Here is a 15706-nt window from a genome sequence, read left to right on the forward strand (position 1 = left end):
TTATTCCGTAGTGTATTGAATTTACCAGATTCCCCCTAACAGAATAAAAGCGACGCTTTTATCTTTAAATTATATTTTTATCTTTTGCAAAGTTAAGATTTTATCCCATATCTAAAATCCTTCATAGCGTTTTGTAATACAGCAAAATTAGAATTAGTATAAATCATAGTGTTAGATATATTTACATGACCTAATAACTTGCTAACAATAGTTATGGGGACATTACATCTATTTACCAAATTAGAAGCAAATGTATGCCTCCCAATATGAAAATGAACCCTTTTATCAATTTTCGCCATATTAGCAATATCTTTTAATTTTAAATTAATTGTTTGATTTGCTATTTTAGGAAAAATCTTTTGATCTTTATTTTTCCCAACCATATATTTACAAAGAATAGTTTTTGCCTGACTATTAAATGGTACTTTTAAAATTTCATTTGTCTTTTTCATAACAATTAAAAGTATAGAATTTTTTAAGTCAATATTTGACACTAATAGTTCATCACAATCGCAAAATCTCAATCCAGTATAACAAGCAAATAAGAACATATCTTTTGATAATTTATATTTTTTTTCGTCGTTTTCATCAAATATTAAATCTTTAATTCTTACAACTTCTTTTTCTTCTAAAAAAGTTTCACATCGTTTTGCTCCTTTAAATTTAAATCTTTTATATGGTGAAGATTCTATCTTATCCAAAAGAAAAGCCTCATTTAGTACCGATTTTAAAGACTTATGCATATTATATAAAGCTCCTCCATCTTTTAAACCGTCTTTTCTCAAATATGAATCAAAACTTTTTATAAATTCATATGTTATATCAGAAGTAAATAATCTAGACTTAAAATTCTTCAATCTTTGTCTTAGAAGAGTATATTTATATTTTGTTGATACTCTTAAATTCTTTTTCGAAACTATATCATCATATAGTTGATAAAAATCATTATCATTTTTACCACTTAGGAAATTATCTATTAAATCAAAAGTAATAGGAATTCCACCAGCTTCTTTCAAACTACAAAAAGTTTGTATATCAGATTTTATCTTATCAAATTTAACATTCAAAGTTCTATATCCCTTTCCTTTCGCTTTTCCAGCCACATCATCCCAATAATCTGGATGAATTTTTTCTTTAAGACTTATGAATTAATAATAATTTGTAATGCTAATGGAAGTTTTCCTTGCATATCACTTTTTTTGTCCTTTCGTATAACTACTTTAATCGAAGAAATGCTATTCATTTTTTTTAATATTTATTTACAATAACTCTCCTAAGATTTAAAAAAGAGAAAAATCAGCTAAGTTAGAACTTTTTTTTCAATAAAAAAAAATTCAAACAATTGATAATCAATATTTTATAAAAATAAATGAATTTCAAAATTTTAAGCTTGATACAAAACCTCCTAGTCATATCTAACTCAAAACAGGAATATTTAAATCAATATGAGATTTTAGCAAAACTACAACGGGGGAAATTAGAGGGGAAAGTTTTTTGATAAAAGAATACTACAAAAGACTAAATAAAAAAAGTATAAACATGAAAAAAGCCCCATAAACAGGGGCTTCTTAATTTTCGAAGAAAATTTCATTCTTCACTTACGTGGTCCCACCTGGGCTCGAACCAGGGACCACCTGATTATGAGTCAGGTGCTCTAACCAACTGAGCTATAGGACCTCAAAACTTGGTTAAATTTTGTGTTTGCAAAAATAGTAAAATTTCTTTCACTACAAAATTTTTTATTGCTTTTCTTGGCAAAGTTCTACCAGTACGCCGTTTGTGGATTTGGGATGAAGGAAGACAACTAATTTATTATCAGCACCTTCTTTCGGCTCTTCCGAGATAAATTCAAAACCTTCTTTCTTCAGTCTTTGCACTTCCTCAAGAATATTTTCCACGCCAAAAGCCAGGTGATGGATGCCTTCTCCTTTTTTTTCAATAAATTTTGAGATCGGGCTATCCTCTTTACTCGCCTCCAAAAGTTCAATTTTGCTTTCTCCGGAAGCATAAAATGAAGTAACCACCCCTTCCCTTTCTACAGATTCCTGTTTGTAAGATTCCTTTCCTAAAAGCTTAGCAAAAAGTTCATCAGAAACGCCTAAAGATTTTACGGCAATGCCGATATGTTCTAATTTCATAAATATTTAAATAAATTAAGTCGTAAATTTGATACAGCGAACAAATTTCAAAGTATCAATTCAAACAAAAGTACTAAATTTGCAGAAATTATGGAAAGTAACAGACAAAGAAAAGTAGCACAGATTATACAGGAAGACTTCGCAGAACTTTTCCGCAAACAGGCTTCAGAAAGCAAACAAAGCATTCTGGTAACGGTTTCGGATGTAAAAGTAACGGCGGATCTGGGTATTGCCAAAATTTATTTAAGCATATTTCCGCAGGAACACCGCAAAGCCGTGATGAAGGAAATTGAAGAAAATAAAGCACAATACAGAAACTTCATCGGTCAGAAAATGGCGAAGCAGGTTCGTGTAATCCCTAATCTTAATTTCTACTTAGACACTTCTCTGGACGACGTTGAAAAACTGGAACGTGAATTGAGAGGTGAAGGTGACAACCCTATTCTGTAACCCTTGAAAAACATTGCATTTTATATCGCTTCCCGATACCTTTTGTCTAAAAAAGGAAGTACTGCCGTTACGTTTATTACGTGGTTGGCAGTTGGGGCGATGACGGTTGCCGTAACTGCAATGTTCGTTATTATCTCAGTTTTTTCGGGGCTTGAAGACCTCAATAAAGAATTGATTTCAAATCTTCATGCCGATCTTACCCTTAAAAGTTCTTCCGGAAAAACACTGAAAGATTTCGATAAAATTAATTCCGTTCTCAAAAACAATAAAGAGATCAGTAACTTTTCGAGAGTTATTGAAGAAAAGGTCTACATCAGTTATAACGGAAAAGGCGATATTGCTTATTTAAGAGGAGTAGATTCTGCCTACACGAAAGTGAACCCCATCAATAAGGATGTTTTTTACGGCGCTTATCCGAGCTTTAAGTATTCCAACGAAGTTTTAATGGAAAACTCTCTGGATAACAGACTTTCGATTCCTGTACCATCCAGTTCAGATTATGCAACGATCTTTATGCCGAAACCGGGAACCGGAATCATTAATAAAGAAGAAGATATTTACAACAAGAAAGATATCCTCGTCTCCGGAGTTTTTGCTGGAAAAGACCAACTGGACAATTATATTATTGCTCCTGTTGAATTGACTGAAGAGCTTTTAAATCTTCCTAAACATTCGGCTTATCAAATCGTTATCAAATTAAAGAATCCTGAAAATACAGACTCCGTAAAGCAACAGCTTATTTCTTCCCTTGGAAAAAACATTGAAGTAAAAACCAAAGAGGAAGAAAATGCGGCATTCTGGAAAATGATCAATACCGAGAAGCTTTTTATTTATTTAATTTTTGCTTTGGTAATCTTTATTACCACCTTCAATTTAGCAGGAGCCATCATCATTCTTCAACTGGATAAAAAAGAACAGGCAAAATCCCTTATTTCGTTAGGTTTTCCGTTAAGTCATTTAAGACAGGTTTACTTTTATACCGGAGTTTTAATTGTCGTTCTAGGAATTATTTCAGGCCTACTTATAGGAACCGGACTTTGCTATTTCCAGCAGTTCACAGAGTTCTTTAAAGCCAACGAAACTTTACCTTTTCCGGTGAAAATAGTGGGTAAAAATTACATCACTGTTGCTGTTACCGCATCCTTATTCGGCTTTGGAATTTCATGGGCATTTTCCAAGATCAGCAAAGATTATATTACTAAAAATTAATACATAAGCTTTCATTTTTTCGTATCTTTGCGTCCCAATTTTTAAAAATGAAACGTAAATTATTCTCTTTTTTATTGAGCTTTGTCTTGATAAGTACCTTTGCTCAGATTCCTACGGGATATTACGACGGAACTGCAGGTCTTTCCGGAGCTGCTTTAAAAACCAAACTGAAACAGATTATTACCAACGGTCACGTAGACAATGGATATAGTGCACTATATAGTGGTTATGCAACAACGGATCGCGATAATATTGCAGGAATTCCGGGACTGGAAAACGATAATACGGTTTTAGACATGTATTCCGAGAATCCTAACGGAACAGATCCTTACTCATACAGCTATCCGGGAGCGCAGTGCGGAAACTATAACAGCGAAGGCGACTGCTACAACAGAGAGCATATCGTTCCTCAAAGTTTATTCAACAGCAATGCTCCGATGGTTTCAGATATTCATTTCATCAGACCGACCGACGGAAAAGTAAACGGAATGAGATCAAACTTTCCTTTCGGAAAAGTAGGATCGGCTTCTTTCACTTCTCAAAACGGATCAAAACTGGGGACTTCTGTTTCTCCGGGATATTCGGGGACGGTTTTTGAGCCTGTTGATGCTTTTAAAGGAGATATCGCGAGAATGGTTTTATATTTCGTAACAAGATATGAAACTCAGCTTTCAGGTTTCGGAACAGGAAATATGTTGGGAGGTTCCGCATTTCCGGGATTACAGACCTGGGAACTGAACCAGTTATTGGCATGGCATATCGCAGATCCTGTTTCTGCTACCGAAATTGCAAGAAACAATGCTTCTTATACTTATCAGGGAAACAGAAATCCATACATCGATCATCCTGAATACGTTGCTGAAATTTGGGGAACTCCGGTTGCCGATACACAGGCTCCGACTGCTCCAACCAATTTAGCGACCAGCAACCCTACTTCCAACACGATTTCTTTAAGCTGGACGGCTTCTACAGATAACATCGGTGTTGTAGGATATGAAATTTATAAAGACGGCGTTTTATATGCTACGGTTACCGGAACAACGGCTACGGTTTCCGGGCTGAATCCTTCTACTACCTATAATTTCTATGTGATTGCTAAAGATGCAGCAGGAAATGCTTCAGCAGTGAGCAATACCGCTTCAGGAACAACTCTTGCAGGAGGACAGCCGGGCGGAAGCTGCGGAACAGAGGATTTTTCCAATATTCCGGCGGCGGCTTCAAGCTACACAACGCAAACATGGACGAGCAATAGCATTACATGGACTGCCACTGATGCAAGAACCGATCAGACAATTAACAGCCGGGCTATTACCATCAGAAACGGAAATCTTACAAGCTCTACAATTTCAGGCGGAATCGGAAGTTTAACAGTGACTACGAAATTACCGTTTTCTGACTCTGCAGGTAATCTGACTTTACAGATTAACGGAACTAATGCGGGAACTATTCCTTTTACTACTTCAGCTACCACTACTACAATCAGCAACATCAATGTTCCTAACAATGTGGTTATTAAAATAATCAATTCTGAAACAGGAAAAAGAATTTCTATTGATGATTTAAGCTGGACCTGCTTCACTTCATTGGCAACTGCGGAAGTTTCTAAAGACAAATCTCAGTTTACCATCTATCCTAATCCTGTAAAAAACAATGAATTGTTTGTAAAAGGAGAAAATCTGAATAAAATTTCGAAAGCTCAGATTTATGATCTTTCAGGAAAACTGATCGAAACGATTGAAAATCCGTTCAGAACTTCCAATAAAATTCATCTGAAAGGTTTGGCAAAAGGAAATTATATTCTGAAAACAGATTCTTCCTCAGCGAAATTTATCGTAGAATAAAACAAAAAAAATATTTATCTCAAAGACCGGTTTTTCCGGTCTTTTTTTTTAATTTTATCCTATGGATTCCAACAAAAAATTAGGCTTGATCGGGAAAAACATTTCCTACTCTTTCTCGAAAAAATACTTTGAAGATAAATTCCAGAAACTGATGTTGAAAGATTATTCTTACAACATTTTTGATTTAAACGAAATTGATGAAGTGGAAGATGTCTTTTCTGCTCCGGAATTATTGGGCTTTAACGTAACGATTCCCTACAAGGAAAAAATCATCGATTATCTGGACGAACTGAGCGATGAAGCGAAAAACATCGGAGCCGTAAACTGTGTACTGATCGAAAACGGGAAGAAAAGAGGCTATAACACGGATGCTTTCGGGTTCGAAAAGACTTTGCTGCTTCACAAAAAAAACCACCATGATTCAGCCATCATTTTAGGAAACGGAGGTGCAGCAAAAGCGGTAAAATATGTTTTGGACAAACACGGAATTCCATCGGTTACGGTTTCCAGAAGCACGGAAATTAATTATGACAATTTAAATGCTGCTTTTGTACAGGATCATAAACTCATTATCCAGTGTACACCGGTAGGAACTTTTCCGAATGTGGAAGACTGTCTGAATTTCCCTTTCGAAGGGCTTTCAAAAGAACATTTGATTATCGATTTAATTTACAACCCAAACTATACCAAATTCATCATCAATGCCTCTGAAAAAGGAGCCAAAACAGTAAACGGATATTATATGCTGGAACAACAGGCAGAAAAAGCCTGGGAAATTTGGAATTTTCAAAAAAAATAACATAAATTAGTACTGTATTTAGCTTTTTAGCTCTATATTTAGAGGATATTTTAATGCCACTCACATAAACGATTTGCTATGATTACAGAAAACAACCTTTCTGAAAACGAGGAAAACAAAAATTCTAACGAAGTCCCTCAGGAAAAAACATCAGAACCTGCAGAACCTCAGGATGAAAGCACTCATCATGAGGAAACGGAACATGAAGAAGAGCACGAAGAAGTAGAAATTTCTCTTGCCGATGCCCTGAAGGAAATGGAAAAAATCATCAATGCGCCCAATGCAGGTGAAGATTTCAAAAAATTCAATCAGCTCAAAGAAAAAGCAAGTCATTACATCCATGATGAAGTGGAAGATAAAAAGCATGAATATGCCGAAGCGGGAAATGCTCCTGAAAATTTTAGTTATGAGCATCCTTCTCAGGCGAAATTCTCTGCTTTGGTGAATATTTTCAGAGAAAAGCATGATGCTTACCAAAAGGGGCAGGAAGAAGAACAGAAGAAAAATCTGGAGCACCGCCAAACCATCATCGAAAGACTTAAAAATCTTTATACGAATTCCGAACCGGGAACCAATCTTTTCAAATCGATAAGAGAGATTAAAGAAGACTGGTCGAAAGCGGGACAGGTTGCGAAATCTGAATTCAAGATTCTTAACAACAATTATTTTCATCATCTGAACCAGTTTTATCAGATGCTTGATCTGAATAAGGAATTTCTGGAGCAGGAGTACAGCCACAATCTTGAAAAAAGACAACACATCATTGAGCGTGCAAAACAGCTTGAACATGAGCCTGTGATTCAGAAAGCGCTGAATGAGCTGCAATATCTTCACAAATTATGGAAGGAAGAAGCGGAACCGGTTGCCGAAGAATTCCGTGAGAAAACATGGGAAGAATTTAAAGAAATTTCCAACAAAATCCACGAAAGAAAATCTGAACTTTCTGCCGCCATTGAAACGGAGCAGAACGAAAATCTGGAAAAGAAAAATCAGATCATCGCTGAAATTAAGAAACTTTCTGAGCCCGGTGAAAATCCTAACCATAATTACTGGCAGAACGCCATCCGCAGAGTGGAAGATCTCCGTTCAGAATTTCTGAAAACAGGAAGCGTTCCGAGAAAGCTCTCTAACCAGAACTGGAACGAGTTCAAAACGATTCTGAGAGGATTCAATACAACAAAAAACACCTATTATAAATCATTAAAAGGTTCTCAGCAGGCGAATCTGGAAGAAAAATTAAAACTGATCCAGACTGCAAAAGACAACCAGAATAATGAAGAGTGGGACATCGCCGTTCCTTTATTCAAAAAACTTCAGGAAGACTGGAAAAAAATAGGTCATGTTCCGAAAAGCATGACGAATAAAATCTGGGATGAATTCCGTGATGCGTGTAATGCGTTCTTCAACAATTACCGTGAAAAAAGCAACGCTTCTACAGATAACTGGAAGGAAAATTACAAGCATAAAAAGGCAATTCTTGATGAGTTAAAAACAATCGGGAACGAAGATGGAAGCATCGAAAGAATTGAAGCCATTAAAACCGCATGGAACAACATCGGAAAAGTACCGAGAGATAAAATCTCCATCAATACAGAATTCAACAAAACGTTGAGAGAAAAATTGAAATTAAATAAAATCAACGAGCTGGAACTTAAAGAAGAAGGTTTATCTGAAAATCAGCTTACGGACAAAGCAAGAAAAATCAAAAGCCAGATTTCTGATCTTGAAGCTGAAATCGTAAAACTGGAAAACAATCTCGCTTTCTTTAAAAATCCTTCAAGAGAAAACCCGATGCTGAGAGATACGTACGAATCTATCGACGAGAAAAAAGCTCATCTGGAAACTTTAAAACAAAATCTTCACAGCATTATTGCGGGAGAATAAAACTATTTAAAATATTAGAAAGCGGAGCAAAGCAATTTGACTTCGCTTTTTTCATTCAGTATGCAGGACGAATTTTATATTAAAAGAGCCATCGAACTGGCTCAGAAAGCCATCGGAAAAACCTATCCGAATCCTTTAGTGGGAAGTGTGATTGTTCACAACGGTACAATTATCGGTGAAGGCTATCATCAGAAAGCAGGAGAACCTCATGCGGAAATTAATGCCATTAATTCTGTTGAAGACCCATCTTTAATCCCCGAATCCACTATTTACGTTACATTAGAACCTTGTGCACATTACGGAAAAACGCCGCCCTGTGCTTTAAAAATCAATGAATTAGGCTTTAAAAAAGTGGTTGTTGGGGCGATGGATTCTCATGACAAAGTGAACGGAAAAGGAAAAAAAATTATTCAGGATGCCGGAATTGAAGTGGTTTCAGGCGTTCTGGAAAAAGAATGTATTGATCTTAATAAAAGATTTTTCACCTACCACGAAAAGAAAAGACCTTACATCATTCTGAAATGGGCGCAATCGGGAGACGGATTTCTGGATAAGGATTTTAAACCAACCGCAGTTTCAAATTCTCTCGTAAATCAGTTCGTACATCAGTTGAGAGCCGATGAACACGCTATTTTAGTTGGAACACAGACCGCACTGAATGACGATCCAAGTTTAACGGTAAGAAATGTGGAAGGCATTAATCCTGTGAGAATTTTAATTGATTTTGATCTTAAAGTTCCTCAGAATTTTAAAATTTACAACGAAGAATCAAAAACCATCGTGATTAATTCTGTAAAAGAAGAAATTGCAGATCATGTTCATTTTATTAAAACCGAAAAGGACAATTTCCTTCAGAATCTTATGGAAGCTCTTTATAAAGAGCAGATTCAGTCTGTGATTATCGAGGGTGGAAAATTCACTTTACAGCAGTTTATAGATGCCAATCTCTGGGACGAAGCGATTGTTATTACCAATGAACATCTTCTTCTTGGGAACGGAACCCAAGCTCCTGTTTTTGACCGGTCAAATCCATTTAAAACTGAATTTATCAGAGATAACCGCGTTGATTTTTTTCTTCCGGAAAACATTTAAATATTTAATAATCAAAAATTTAACATAATAAATATTTTATAATTTTTCACCACAGTTTGAAATTAAATATGTAGCTTTATGATGAACTAAAAATCATCATCATGAAAAATCTGAGAAAATTATCCAAGCATGAACTGAAAAGCGTTTTGGGAGGAATCGAAAAATGTTATTATCTTCAAAACGGAACAAAAGTGTGTCCTTGCAACATCCACACGCAATATAACTGCAATGGTGTCTGTATTCCGATCGGACAGGCTTGCTTTGACCCACCTATTTCACTTTAAAAATATTATATGAAAAATCTGAAAAAACTACCAAGAAAAGAGCTTAAACATCTTGTTGGCGGAATAGCACCGGTTTGCTGTTCTTATTATCCTGCAAACCTGCAAAGATGCTGTAAAACACCTTCGAGTATGAGTTGTCCTCCGCCTTGGCTGGAAGGAAGCTTTCCTTGTTAATGGATTAAAGAGAACTGGAACGGTTCTCTTTTTTGTTATCTGTTTACGGGACTTTTCTTAAAAAAATTTTACCTTTGAACAATTAAATCTAACATTCTCAGCAGAATCATTTTTTCTCTATTATATATGTTCAATTTTAAGACGATAGAATCTCCGGTAGAAAATACTTTATTAAAAGAAAAGGGAAGCAAATTTCTGGGTTTTGCGTTTCCCGTGAACAATGAGGAAGAACTGAAAAATGCTTTGGAAAAGATTCGTGCGGAACATCCAAAGGCAACGCATCATTGCTATGCTTTCAGAATGGGACTTAACGGAGAAAACTATCGGGCAAATGACGACGGAGAACCTTCCGGAAGTGCAGGACTGCCCATTTACAACCAGTTATTAGCACATGAAATCACCAATGTTCTGGTTATTTCCGTCCGTTATTACGGAGGCACAAAACTGGGCGTTTCCGGTTTGGTAAAAGCGTACAAAGAATCGGCAAAAATTACACTGGAAGAAGCAAATATTGTTACGAAAGAGCTTGAAACTACTGTTGAGATTCAGTTTAATTTTAATCAGCAGAATATTATTTTTACTTTGCTGTCTAAATATGATGCGAAAGTCCTGCAATTTGATGCGAATGAAAACTGCATAGTAACTGCTTCCCTGAAACTTTCACAAAAAGAAAACATCTCGGAAAAACTATCCGAGATGCAGTATGTTTCATTCAAATTTAAAGATTAATCCCTTCTTCCTCCCATTAATAAAGAGATAAAATAAAGAAGCTGTACCAAAGATCCGATTGCAGCTACTACATACGTTCTTGCCGCCCATTTCAGACTGTCTTTTACGCCTACATATTCTTCTGTTGTTACCGTCCCCGTATCACGAAGCCATTTCATGGCTCTGTTGCTTGCATCATATTCCACCGGAAGTGTTACAAATGCGAAAAGCGTCGTGAAAGCAAACATAATAACCCCTATTGTAAGAACAAGTTTACTTCCACTAAATGCCATGATTACGAGTCCTCCCATAATTACAAACTGCATCAGATTGGAACTTATGCTTACTACCGGAACCAATTTGGACCTTAACTGCAACATTGAATATCCTACTTTATGCTGAACCGCATGACCGCATTCGTGTGCTGCAACAGCCGCTGCCGCTGCATTTCTCTGCATGTACACTGCCTCAGAAAGGTTAACTGTTTTATTTTCCGGATTGTAATGATCTGTTAACTGTCCCGGAACCGACATTACCTGAACATCGTTAATTCCGTTATCTCTCAGCATTTTTTCCGCCACTTCTTTTCCTGAAAGCCCGTTTCTGAGATAGACTTTAGAATATTGTTCGAATTTCGATTTCAGTCTCCACGAAACAAACCAGCTCACCGCCATCGAAACAATAATAATCAAATAATAACCATTCATCTCTGTAATCTTTATAATATACTTTTCATCCGATATGATGTAAAAACTGTGCCAAAGTATTGTATTAATTTAGTTATATTTGTTCCATAATTTCACGAAAAAATCATGTCAGAGATTTCAGTTATTGAAGTAAAAAACAGCGAACAGCTAAAGCAATTCGTAAGATTTCCCATGGATCTGTACAAAAACAATCCGTATTACGTTCCGGCCTTTATTAATGATGAGATTAAAATATGGAGTCCGAAAGAAAATCCTGCACTGCAATACTCTGAAGCCAAACAGTTTCTGGCGTACAAAAACAGCAAGGTTGTCGGAAGAATCGCCTTAATGATCAATCATAAGGAAGAACGCGAACTAGGGATAAGAAAAGTACGTTTTGGCTGGATTGATTTTATTGATGATGAAAAAGTTTCTCAGGCACTCATCGGAAAAGCAGTTGAGTACGCCAAAGAAAAAAACATCGGAAAGATTGAAGGACCGATGGGTTTCACCAACCTTGATAAAGCCGGAATGCTGACTTTAGGCTTCGATAAACTGGCAACCATGATCGGAATTTACAATCATGCGTATTATCCTCAACATCTGGAAAAACTGGGTTTAACCAAAGAAAAGGAATGGGTGGAATTTGAAATTATGTTCCCGGATTCCCTTCCTGAGAAAATTTACAAGTTCAATGAACTGATTTCCCAGAAATATCATCTGAAAGTTTTAAGATTTAAATCTAAAGAAGAAATTCTGCAGTATGTGGATGCGATGTTTGATCTGCTGGATGAAACGTACAAGCACCTTTCTACCTACACTCCTATTTCAGATGAACAGCGAAAAACCTACAAAGAGAAATATTTCCCTTTAATCGATAAAGATTTCATCGTGTGTATCGCAGATGAAAATAACAATCTGGTTTCTTTTGCCATTACAATGCCCTCCTATTCAAAAGCTTTGCAAAAATCCAAAGGAAAACTGCTTCCTTTCGGGTGGTGGCATTTTTTACAGGCAGGAAAGAAAAACGACAGGGCTAATTTTTACCTGATCGGAATTCACCCAGATTATCAAAGACGTGGCGTTACTTCCATTATTTTTAAAGAAATCTGGGATATCTTCAACAAAAAAGGAGTAAAATATCTGGAAACCAATCCTGAACTGGAAGAGAACAAAAGCATTCAGCTTCTTTGGCAGGATTACAATCCCGTGAACCATAAAAGAAGGAGAACCTACGCTCTGGAAATTAAATAATTTTTCATCATCAAAAAGTAGACTTATTGTAAGTTTTAAAATATGAAACCACAACTCATCATTTTCGGAATTTTAATTGCCGGATTTATTGCATACAATTTATTTTTCCAGTTACCGGACGACAGAACCAATACAGCGGTGAATATTATCTACGCAAGTCTCCTTTTTGCCTATATTTCCTTTATGGCGTATTCTCTCATCAGAAAAATGAAAAAATAACTGTTATTTTTAATGATTCTAAATTATCCGTTTTCCCTATTTTGGAGCCACTTTTAACCTCATAAATTTCATGCTTTCTTGTTTATTCGCTAAATTTGCAAATTGAGATAATAATGCAAAAATGAATTTACCTGAAAGTTATATTCCAATCCTTATACAAGCAGGTGTTGCGATCGGTTTCGTAGCCATTTCTTTGCTTGGAGCGCATTTTTTAGGTCCGAAACAGAAAAAAGGAAATTCTGTGAAAAACCAAAGCTGGGAGTGTGGAGTCCCGGTAGAAGGAAATGCAAGAACACCGTTTTCCATTAAGTACTTTTTGACGGCGGTATTATTCGTATTATTCGATATTGAAATCGTATTTTTTTATCCGTATGCGGTAAACTTCAGAGAATTCGGAATGGAAGGATTCCTTGCCGTTCTTACATTCGTAGCGATCTTCTTCATGGCATTTTTCTATGTATGGAAAAGAGGCGCTTTAGATTGGGATAAATAAGAAATTATAAATTTTAAATTACAAATTTTAGATGGTGATTTTCGATTAAAGTTAACATTAACAATAATTTAGAATCTAAAATTTAAAATCTAAAATCTACTAAAATGTCAGATAACAAACCAGTAATAAGAACAGATGCACCGGCTCCGGAAGGATTTGAAGGAGAAGGGTTTTTCGCAACGAAACTGAGCAGTGTAATCGGGATGGCAAGAAAATTTTCTCTTTGGCCGTTACCATTTGCAACCTCTTGTTGCGGTATTGAGTTTATGGCTACCCTGAATCCAACGTATGATGCTTCCCGATTTGGTATGGAAAGAAACTCTTTCTCCCCAAGACAGGCAGATATGTTAATGGTTTGCGGAACGATATCCAAAAAATTAGGACCGGTACTTAAAGAAGTGTACACTCAGATGGCAGAGCCGAAATGGGTGGTTGCAGTTGGAGCCTGTGCTTCCAGCGGTGGTATTTTTGATACGTATTCTGTTTTACAGGGTATTGATAAAATTATTCCGGTAGACGTTTACGTTCCGGGATGTCCTCCGAGACCGGAACAGATTATTGAAGGTGTAATGCAGGTTCAGGCTTTGGCAGAAAGCGAAAGCATCAGAAGAAGAGATATGCCTGAATATCAGAAATTACTAGATTCTTACAACATTAGCAACTAACGGAAATGACAAACGAATTTGTATTAGAAGCAATTACAAGAGAATTTCCGGAGTCTGTTATTGCAAGTTCAGAGCCTTATGGAATGTTGACGATTGAAGTAAAGAAGGAAGATCTGAAAAAAATCGTTCACTATCTGAAAGATTCATCACTGGAAATCAATTTCCTTACCGATGTATGCGGAATCCATTATCCTGAGTTTCCGGAAAAGGAAATCGGCGTGGTTTATCACCTGCACAATATGATGACGAACTTCAGATTACGTCTGAAAATATTCATGTCCAGAGAAAATATCGAAGTAGATTCTTTAGTGGAATTGTATGCAGGAGCTAACTGGATGGAAAGAGAAACGTATGATTTCTACGGAATCAAATTTAAAGGACATCCGGATCTGAGACCTATTTTAAATATGGAAGATCTTGGTTACCATCCGATGCTGAAAGAATATCGTCTGGAAGACGGAACAAGAACAGACAAGAACGACAGCATGTTCGGAAGATAAAAAAGCGAATGGCCAATGGCAGCTAGCCAATAGCCAGAAGCAAATAGCTAAAAGCAATCATTATGAAAGATAACTCATTATCTAATATACTAAACCAATACGAAAGTAAGGAACAGATTGACGGACAGTTATACACCCTCAATTTAGGACCTACCCACCCTGCAACGCATGGTATTTTCCAGAATATCTTAACGATGGACGGAGAAAGAATCCTTCATGCAGAGCAGACTGTGGGATATATCCACAGAGCATTTGAGAAAATTTCTGAAAGAAGAAACTACTCTCAGATCACTACCCTTACCGACCGTATGAATTACTGTTCTGCGCCCATCAACAATTTAGGTTGGCACATGACGGTTGAAAAGCTGATCGGCGTTGAAGTTCCAAAACGTGTAGACTATATGCGCGTTATTTTAATGGAGCTTGCGAGAATCGGAGATCACCTGATCTGTAACGGTGTAACGGGAATGGACTCCGGAGCAATTACCGGTCTTACCTATATGTTCATCGAAAGAGAACGTATCTACGATATGTATGAGCAGATCTGCGGAGCGAGAATGACGACCAATATGGGAAGAATCGGAGGTTTTGAAAGAGATTTCACTCCAAAATTCCATGAGTTATTAAAGGATTTCCTTAAAACGTTCCCGCCAAGATTCAAAGAATTCTGTACATTATTAGAAAGAAACAGAATCTTTATGGACAGAACCATCGGAGCAGGATCTATTTCTGCAGAAAGAGCATTAAGCTATGGTTTCACAGGTCCGAATTTACGTGCAACAGGTGTTGATTATGACGTGAGAGTTGCGCAGCCTTATTCTTCTTACCAGGATTTCGACTTCATCATTCCGGTAGGAACTTCCGGAGATACCTACGACCGTTTCATGGTTCGTCAGCAGGAAATCTGGGAATCTATAAAAATCATCAAACAGGCATACGAAAACCTTCCTGAAGGACCATTCCATGCGGATGTTCCGGATTTCTATCTTCCTGAAAAGGCAGATGTTTACAAGAAAATGGAAGCACTGATTTACCATTTCAAAATTGTAATGGGAGAAACAGATGTACCTAAAGGTGAAGTTTACCATGCTGTAGAAGGCGGAAACGGAGAATTAGGATTCTATCTTGTGAGTGATGGCGGAAGAAGCCCTTACCGACTGCATTTCAGAAGACCTTGTTTCATCTATTATCAGGCATATCCTGAGATGATTACAGGTTCTGTAATTTCAGATGCGATCGTTACGATGTGTAGTATGAATATTATTGCGGGAGAATTAGACGCATAAAAGAAATTATAGATTTTGGATTAT

18 protein-coding genes and 1 tRNA gene are annotated in these 15706 nt (G+C 36.5%); 15 read left to right on the top strand and 4 right to left on the bottom strand.

Annotated elements, in window-relative coordinates; all coding sequences use genetic code 11:
• Positions 1-92 precede the first annotated feature (92 nt).
• The 3 genes from BW951_RS11795 to mce form a co-directional block, all read right to left on the bottom strand.
• The gene (locus BW951_RS11795; RefSeq protein ID WP_076392993.1) at positions 93-1103 is read right to left on the bottom strand and encodes a tyrosine-type recombinase/integrase; all 1011 of its coding nucleotides are present in this window, start codon (positions 1101-1103) and stop codon (positions 93-95) included.
• A gap of 500 nt (positions 1104-1603) precedes the next feature.
• Positions 1604-1677, bottom strand: a tRNA-Ile gene (locus BW951_RS11800).
• 62 nt (positions 1678-1739) lie between these two features.
• Positions 1740-2138, bottom strand: coding sequence for a methylmalonyl-CoA epimerase (gene mce, locus BW951_RS11805; RefSeq protein WP_076392995.1), 399 nt, complete (start codon positions 2136-2138; stop codon positions 1740-1742).
• 90 nt (positions 2139-2228) lie between these two features.
• Between mce and rbfA the strand changes: the two genes are divergently transcribed.
• The 9 genes from rbfA (at position 2229) to BW951_RS11845 (ending at position 10600) form a co-directional block, all read left to right on the top strand.
• Positions 2229-2588: a 30S ribosome-binding factor RbfA gene (gene rbfA / locus BW951_RS11810; protein WP_076392997.1), complete on the top strand. Its 360-nt coding sequence runs from the start codon at positions 2229-2231 to the stop codon at positions 2586-2588.
• Between the two features lie 3 nt (positions 2589-2591).
• Positions 2592-3797 (top strand): ABC transporter permease, encoded by a 1206-nt coding sequence (locus BW951_RS11815; RefSeq protein WP_076392999.1) that lies wholly within the window; start codon positions 2592-2594, stop codon positions 3795-3797.
• Between the two features lie 47 nt (positions 3798-3844).
• Entirely contained in the window at positions 3845-5638 is a 1794-nt protein-coding gene (locus BW951_RS11820) for an endonuclease (RefSeq protein WP_076393001.1), read from the top strand.
• Between the two features lie 61 nt (positions 5639-5699).
• A complete protein-coding gene (locus BW951_RS11825) occupies positions 5700-6437 on the top strand; it encodes a shikimate dehydrogenase family protein (RefSeq protein ID WP_076393003.1) in 738 nt (245 codons plus the stop codon).
• Positions 6438-6515: 78 nt separating this feature from the next.
• The gene (locus tag BW951_RS11830; protein ID WP_076393005.1) at positions 6516-8321 is read left to right on the top strand and encodes a DUF349 domain-containing protein; all 1806 of its coding nucleotides are present in this window, start codon (positions 6516-6518) and stop codon (positions 8319-8321) included.
• A gap of 60 nt (positions 8322-8381) precedes the next feature.
• Positions 8382-9413 carry a bifunctional diaminohydroxyphosphoribosylaminopyrimidine deaminase/5-amino-6-(5-phosphoribosylamino)uracil reductase RibD gene (gene ribD / locus BW951_RS11835; protein ID WP_076393007.1) on the top strand — a complete coding sequence of 344 codons (1032 nt, stop codon included), beginning with the start codon at positions 8382-8384 and terminating at the stop codon, positions 9411-9413.
• 101 nt (positions 9414-9514) lie between these two features.
• Positions 9515-9697: a bacteriocin-like protein gene (locus BW951_RS11840; RefSeq protein WP_076393009.1), complete on the top strand. Its 183-nt coding sequence runs from the start codon at positions 9515-9517 to the stop codon at positions 9695-9697.
• Between the two features lie 9 nt (positions 9698-9706).
• The gene (locus BW951_RS22765) at positions 9707-9871 is read left to right on the top strand and encodes a bacteriocin-like protein (RefSeq protein WP_165796592.1); all 165 of its coding nucleotides are present in this window, start codon (positions 9707-9709) and stop codon (positions 9869-9871) included.
• 126 nt (positions 9872-9997) lie between these two features.
• Positions 9998-10600, top strand: coding sequence for an IMPACT family protein (locus BW951_RS11845; protein ID WP_076393011.1), 603 nt, complete (start codon positions 9998-10000; stop codon positions 10598-10600).
• Here BW951_RS11845 and BW951_RS11850 read toward each other — a convergent pair.
• Positions 10597-11286 carry a zinc metallopeptidase gene (locus BW951_RS11850; RefSeq protein ID WP_076393013.1) on the bottom strand — a complete coding sequence of 230 codons (690 nt, stop codon included), beginning with the start codon at positions 11284-11286 and terminating at the stop codon, positions 10597-10599. The two genes, BW951_RS11845 and BW951_RS11850, sit on opposite strands and share 4 nt — an antisense overlap.
• 105 nt (positions 11287-11391) lie before the next feature.
• Between BW951_RS11850 and BW951_RS11855 the strand changes: the two genes are divergently transcribed.
• The 6 genes from BW951_RS11855 to nuoD all read left to right on the top strand — a co-directional run bounded on the left by BW951_RS11855 (position 11392) and on the right by nuoD (position 15682).
• The gene (locus BW951_RS11855; protein ID WP_076393015.1) at positions 11392-12519 is read left to right on the top strand and encodes a GNAT family N-acetyltransferase; all 1128 of its coding nucleotides are present in this window, start codon (positions 11392-11394) and stop codon (positions 12517-12519) included.
• A gap of 42 nt (positions 12520-12561) precedes the next feature.
• Entirely contained in the window at positions 12562-12738 is a 177-nt protein-coding gene (locus BW951_RS22770; RefSeq protein ID WP_175608814.1) for a hypothetical protein, read from the top strand.
• 121 nt (positions 12739-12859) lie between these two features.
• Positions 12860-13231 carry an NADH-quinone oxidoreductase subunit A gene (locus BW951_RS11860; protein WP_027380112.1) on the top strand — a complete coding sequence of 124 codons (372 nt, stop codon included), beginning with the start codon at positions 12860-12862 and terminating at the stop codon, positions 13229-13231.
• 104 nt (positions 13232-13335) lie between these two features.
• A complete protein-coding gene (locus tag BW951_RS11865; protein ID WP_047397471.1) occupies positions 13336-13896 on the top strand; it encodes an NADH-quinone oxidoreductase subunit B in 561 nt (186 codons plus the stop codon).
• A gap of 5 nt (positions 13897-13901) precedes the next feature.
• Positions 13902-14396 (top strand): NADH-quinone oxidoreductase subunit C, encoded by a 495-nt coding sequence (locus BW951_RS11870; protein ID WP_076393017.1) that lies wholly within the window; start codon positions 13902-13904, stop codon positions 14394-14396.
• Between the two features lie 62 nt (positions 14397-14458).
• A complete protein-coding gene (gene nuoD, locus BW951_RS11875) occupies positions 14459-15682 on the top strand; it encodes an NADH dehydrogenase (quinone) subunit D (protein WP_076393019.1) in 1224 nt (407 codons plus the stop codon).
• Positions 15683-15706: the final 24 nt, after the last annotated feature.

Source organism: Chryseobacterium gambrini (assembly GCF_900156825.1).
GTDB classification, from domain to species: Bacteria; Bacteroidota; Bacteroidia; order Flavobacteriales; family Weeksellaceae; genus Chryseobacterium; species Chryseobacterium gambrini.